The following is a 5,330-nucleotide window of genomic DNA, read 5'->3' as shown; positions in this document are numbered from 1 at the left end:
CCCGCTATGGCACCGTGGCGCTGGCGACATTGCAGGCCTACGGCCTTGCCGTCAGCCTCGAGGCTGGCGACCTGGTGACCGACCCGGGCCTGTTCTTCCGCATGTCCTGCATGGTGACGCTGGTGGGCGGCACCATGTTCCTGATGTGGCTGGGCGAGCAGATCACGGCGCGCGGCCTCGGCAACGGCATCTCGCTGATCATCTTCGTCGGCATCATCGCCGAGGTTCCGGCGGCGCTGGCGCAGTTCTTCAGCCAGGGCCGGTCGGGCGCGATCAGCCCGGCGGTCATCATCGGCGTGATCGTCATGGTCGCGGTGACCATCGCATTCGTCGTCTTCATGGAGCGCGCGCTGCGCAAGATCCATATCCAGTATCCGCGCCGCCAGGTCGGCATGAAGGTCTATGACGGTGGTTCGTCCCACCTGCCGGTCAAGGTCAACCCGGCGGGCGTGATCCCGGCGATCTTTGCCAGTTCGCTGCTGCTGCTGCCGACCACGATCTCGACCTTCTCGGGCAGCCAGACCGGACCGATCATGTCGACGATCATGGCCTATTTTGGCCCCGGCCAGCCGCTCTACCTGCTTTTCTTCGCGGCGATGATCGTGTTCTTCACCTTCTTTTACACCTTCAACGTCTCCTTCAAGCCGGAAGAGGTCGCCGAAAACCTGAAGAACCAGAACGGCTTTATCCCCGGTATCCGTCCGGGCAAGCGCACCGAGGAATACCTGGAATACGTGGTCAACCGCATCCTTGTTCTCGGCTCGGCTTACCTGACGCTGGTCTGCCTGCTGCCCGAGGTCCTGCGCTCGCAACTGGCGATCCCCTTCTACTTTGGCGGCACCTCGGTGCTGATCGTGGTCTCGGTGACGATGGACACGATCCAGCAGGCGCAAAGCCACCTGCTTGCGCACCAGTACGAAGGGCTGATCGAGAAGTCGCAGCTGCGCGGGCGCAACAAGAAACGGACACGCAAAGGGACGGCACGCAGATGAACATCATTCTCCTCGGACCTCCGGGCGCGGGCAAGGGAACCCAGGCCCGCCACCTGGTCGAGACCCGCGACATGATCCAGCTTTCGACCGGCGACATGCTGCGCGAGGCCAAGGAGAGCGGAACCGAGATGGGCAAGCGCGTGGCCGAGGTGATGGCGCGCGGCGACCTGGTAACCGACGAGATCGTGATCGGTCTGATCCGCGAAAAGCTCGAGGGCGACAAGAAGGGTGGCTTCATCTTCGACGGCTTCCCGCGCACCCTGGCACAGGCCGACGCCCTGGGCGAACTGCTGGCCGAGAAGGGCGAGACGCTGCACGCAGTGGTGGAGATGCGTGTCGACGACGACGCGCTGGTCCAGCGCATCACCGCACGCTCGACCTGCGGCAATTGCGGCGAAGTCTACAACGATATCACCAAGCCCTGGCCGGCTGACGGCAAATGCGTCAAATGCGGCTCGACCGATGTCAAGCGCCGCGCCGACGACACCGAAGAGGCGCTGCGCCAGCGGCTGATGGAATACTACAAGAAAACCTCGCCCCTGATCGGCTATTACTACGCCAAGGGTGACCTGCGCACGGTCGACGGCCTCGGCACGATCGACGAGGTGCAGAGCGAGATTGCCGCCGCGCTTGATAAGGCCTCAAGCTCTGCGGGTGCATGACAGCCTGTCTGGCCCTGCTTGCGAAACGTCAGGGCAGGGGGCACGGTGCATTGGCCCATTCCGGATCGACTGAAGGAAGGCGGGTTTCCGGCCACGTGCCCGCCTGACACCTCCATCGCGCAGGACGATCGCCTCTATGGACCGGCGCCCGGGACGTAGGAGGTGAAAGTGTTGAAAAACAGGCGCCGGGCGGCTCTGGACGCGCGGCCGGGGCATGCCCGCGCGGGACGTCTTGACGGCCCGATGAAAACCCCCTAACCAGCACCATCTGGAAACAGAATCAATTCGCGGTACCGGGTCGCGCCCGGTCTGCACGATCACCTCTCAGCCGGGCCCGGAGCGCCAAGTCGCCTCGGGCTGATGTTGTGAAAAAAGGGTCTGGCATCACGGACCCGCAACGAAAAGGAACATGTCACGTGGCACGTATTGCCGGCGTAAACATCCCGACCCACAAGCGGGTCCCGATCGCCCTTACCTATATCACCGGAATCGGCCCCGCCTCGGCGAAGTCGATCAGCGAGGCCGTGGGCATCGACCCGTCGCGCCGCATCAACGAGCTGTCCGATGCCGAGATCCTCGCCATCCGCGAGCACATCGACGCCAACTACACCGTCGAGGGCGACCTGCGCCGCGAGCGTCAGATGAACGTCAAGCGCCTGATGGACCTCGGCTGCTACCGCGGCCTGCGTCACCGCCGCAACCTGCCGGTTCGCGGTCAGCGCACCCACACCAACGCTCGCACCCGCAAAGGCCCCGCGAAGGCCATTGCCGGCAAGAAGAAATAAGGGGGGCTGATCCATGGCACGTGACAAGACTCGCACCAAGAAGAAGGTCTCCAAGAACATCGCCGCAGGCGTGGCGCATGTGAATTCCTCCTTCAACAACCCCAAGATTCTGCTCTCCGACGTCCAGGGCAACGCCCTCGCCTGGTCCTCGGCCGGCACCATGGGCTTCAAGGGATCGCGCAAGTCGACCCCCTATGCCGCCCAGATGGCTGCCGAAGACGCGGGCCGCAAGGCGCAGGATCATGGCGTCAAGACCCTCGAGGTCGAGGTCCAGGGCCCCGGTGGCGGTCGCGAAAGCGCGCTGCGCGCCCTCGCCGCCGTCGGCTTCAACATCACCTCGGTCCGCGACGGGACCCCGATGGCGCACAACGGCGTGCGCCCGCCGAAACGCCGCCGGGTCTGATCCGCCTTCAGCAGATTGCGGGGCCGGGCGCGATGCCCGGCCTCGATACGCCATTTGAAACCTCGGGCGTCTTGTCCTGAACGGACATGGGGACAAGACAAGTATGGAGGGACGCATGATCCACAAGAATTGGGCCGAACTGATCAAGCCCGCACAGCTCGATGTGAAGCCGGGCAACGATCCCACCCGCCAGGCCACCGTCGTCGCCGAGCCGCTTGAGCGGGGCTTCGGCCTGACGCTCGGCAACGCGCTGCGCCGTATCCTGATGTCGTCGCTCCAGGGCGCGGCCATCACCTCGGTCCAGATCGACAACGTCCTGCACGAATTCTCTTCGGTCGCCGGCGTGCGCGAGGACGTGACCGATATCGTTCTCAACCTCAAGGGTGTCGCCCTGCGCATGGAAGTCGAAGGCCCCAAGCGCCTGTCGGTCAATGCCAAGGGTCCGGGCGTCGTCACTGCCGGTGACATCTCCGACAGCGCCGGCATCGAGGTTCTGAACCGCGAACACGTTATCTGCCACCTCGACGATGGCGCAGACCTGTTCATGGAGCTGACCGTCAACACCGGCAAGGGCTATGTCGCCGCCGACAAGAACAAGCCCGAGGATGCGCCCATTGGCCTGATCCCGATCGACGCGATCTATTCGCCGGTCAAGAAGGTCTCCTACGACGTGCAGCCGACCCGCGAGGGCCAGGTTCTGGATTATGACAAGCTGACCATGAAGGTCGAGACCGACGGCTCCATCACCCCGGACGACGCCGTGGCCTATGCCGCACGCATCCTTCAGGACCAGCTGTCGATCTTCGTCAACTTCGACGAGCCGGAAAGCGCGCGCCAGCAGGACGACGACGACGGGCTGGAGTTCAACCCGCTGCTGCTCAAGAAGGTCGACGAACTCGAGCTTTCGGTGCGTTCGGCGAACTGCCTGAAGAACGACAACATCGTCTACATCGGCGACCTGATCCAGAAGACCGAAGCCGAGATGCTGCGCACTCCGAACTTCGGCCGGAAATCGCTGAACGAGATCAAGGAAGTGCTCTCGGGCATGGGTCTGCACCTTGGCATGGATGTCGAGGACTGGCCGCCCGACAATATCGAGGATCTGGCGAAGAAGTTCGAAGACGCCTTCTGATAACTCGGGGCGCGCCCGCAAGGCGCGCCCCGGCAATTGCCCGCGCTGGCGGGGACGAACAGGGCAGGAAGCCCCAAGGAGAGCGGCTGACACGCATCGGCCGCCGGACAAAGCAAAACACGTAGGAGAAGACACATGCGTCACGCAAGAGGCTACCGCCGCCTGAACCGTACCCACGAGCACCGCAAGGCGCTGTGGGCGAACATGGCCGGCTCGCTCATCGAACATGAGCAGATCAAGACCACGCTGCCGAAAGCCAAGGAACTGCGCCCGATCATCGAGAAGATGATCACGCTCGCCAAGCGCGGCGACCTGCACGCCCGCCGCAACGCCCGCGCCCAGCTCAAGCAGGATGCGCATGTGGCGAAGCTGTTCGAGGTTCTCGGCCCGCGCTACAAGGACCGCCAGGGCGGCTATGTCCGCATCCTGAAGGCAGGCTTCCGCTACGGCGACATGGCCCCGATGGCGATCATCGAATTCGTCGACCGCGACACCTCGGCCAAGGGTGCCGCCGACAAGGCGCGCCTGGAAGAAGCCGAGGCCGCCGAAGAGTGATACCGGCGCCGATCCGGCACCGATGACAGCGCGCTGCCCTGACCGGGCGGCGCGTTTTTCGTTGTGCCGGCGCGGTGCGGCGCGCCTTGCATTCAGCCGGCACGGCGCGCATATCTTCACCCCCGAGATCCCCGACCCGAGGCGACGTCGACCGATGCTGCGCATTCTGTCCCTGTCCGTGATGCTGGTGCTTCTGGCCGCCGCTGCCCCGGTGCCCGCATCTGCCGAGACCCGGGTGCCGCAAAGCGCCGAGGAGATCCGCCTGTCCTTCGCGCCGCTCGTGCGCGAGGCGGCGCCGGCAGTCGTCAACATCTACGCCCGCCGCGTGGTTGCCGCGCGCCGCAGCCCCTTCGCCGACGATCCCTTCTTCGGCAGCTTCTTCCGCGATTTCGGACAGGCGCAGCCCCGGGTGCAGAACTCTCTGGGCTCGGGTGTCATCCTGTCCGAAGACGGCATCGTTGTCTCCAACTACCATGTCGTCGGCCAGGCCACCGAGATCCGCGTGGTTCTGACCGACCGGCGCGAGTTCAACGCCGAGGTCCTGCTGGCGGACGAGGACAGCGACCTTGCGATCCTGCGCCTTGATGGCGCGCACGACATGCCCCATCTTCTCTTGCGCGACAGCGACGGTGTCGAGGTAGGCGAGCTGGTGCTCGCCATCGGCAACCCCTTCGGCGTCGGGCAGACGGTGACCAGCGGCATCGTCTCGGGCCTGGCCCGCTCGGGCATCGCCACGGGCAATTCGCGTGGCTATTTCATCCAGACCGATGCCGCCATCACCCCCGCCACCTCGGGCGGCGC

At 64.9% G+C, this 5,330-nt stretch carries 7 protein-coding genes; all 7 read left to right on the top strand.

From position 1 onward, the window contains the following. A partial coding sequence (secY, locus tag ACN0T5_RS21795; protein WP_417770704.1) for a preprotein translocase subunit SecY occupies positions 1-992 on the top strand: 992 nt, incomplete at its 5' end. Further along, entirely contained in the window at positions 989-1,654 is a 666-nt protein-coding gene (locus ACN0T5_RS21790) for an adenylate kinase (RefSeq protein WP_417770703.1), read from the top strand. The genes secY and ACN0T5_RS21790, both read left to right, overlap by 4 nt. Before the next feature lie 416 nt (positions 1,655-2,070). Next, positions 2,071-2,439: a 30S ribosomal protein S13 gene (rpsM, locus tag ACN0T5_RS21785; RefSeq protein WP_417770702.1), complete on the top strand. Its 369-nt coding sequence runs from the start codon at positions 2,071-2,073 to the stop codon at positions 2,437-2,439. A gap of 13 nt (positions 2,440-2,452) precedes the next feature. Continuing rightward, positions 2,453-2,842, top strand: a complete 390-nt coding sequence (gene rpsK, locus ACN0T5_RS21780) for a 30S ribosomal protein S11 (RefSeq protein WP_417770701.1) — start codon at positions 2,453-2,455, stop codon at positions 2,840-2,842. A 115-nt stretch (positions 2,843-2,957) separates the two neighbouring features. Then, on the top strand, positions 2,958-3,974 hold the full coding sequence (locus tag ACN0T5_RS21775; protein WP_417770700.1) for a DNA-directed RNA polymerase subunit alpha: 1,017 nt from the start codon (positions 2,958-2,960) through the stop codon (positions 3,972-3,974). Between the two features lie 135 nt (positions 3,975-4,109). Next, positions 4,110-4,529 carry a 50S ribosomal protein L17 gene (gene rplQ, locus ACN0T5_RS21770; RefSeq protein WP_417770699.1) on the top strand — a complete coding sequence of 140 codons (420 nt, stop codon included), beginning with the start codon at positions 4,110-4,112 and terminating at the stop codon, positions 4,527-4,529. Between the two features lie 154 nt (positions 4,530-4,683). Continuing rightward, the coding region (locus ACN0T5_RS21765) for a trypsin-like peptidase domain-containing protein (RefSeq protein ID WP_417770698.1) at positions 4,684-5,330 on the top strand (647 nt) is incomplete at its 3' end.

This window comes from Stappia sp. (assembly GCF_048261845.1).
Lineage (GTDB): Bacteria > Pseudomonadota > Alphaproteobacteria > Rhizobiales > Stappiaceae > Stappia.
This window is presented reverse-complemented; position numbering and strand designations above follow the sequence as displayed.

Bases quoted from the DNA above. Each gene is read 5' to 3' on its own strand.
- ACN0T5_RS21790 (WP_417770703.1), top strand. From the start codon at position 989: ATGAACATCATTCTCCTCGGACCTCCGGGCGCGGGCAAGGGAACCCAG.
- rpsK (WP_417770701.1), top strand. From the start codon at position 2,453: ATGGCACGTGACAAGACTCGCACCAAGAAGAAGGTCTCCAAGAACATC.
- ACN0T5_RS21775 (WP_417770700.1), top strand. From the start codon at position 2,958: ATGATCCACAAGAATTGGGCCGAACTGATCAAGCCCGCACAGCTCGAT.
- rplQ (WP_417770699.1), top strand. From the start codon at position 4,110: ATGCGTCACGCAAGAGGCTACCGCCGCCTGAACCGTACCCACGAGCAC.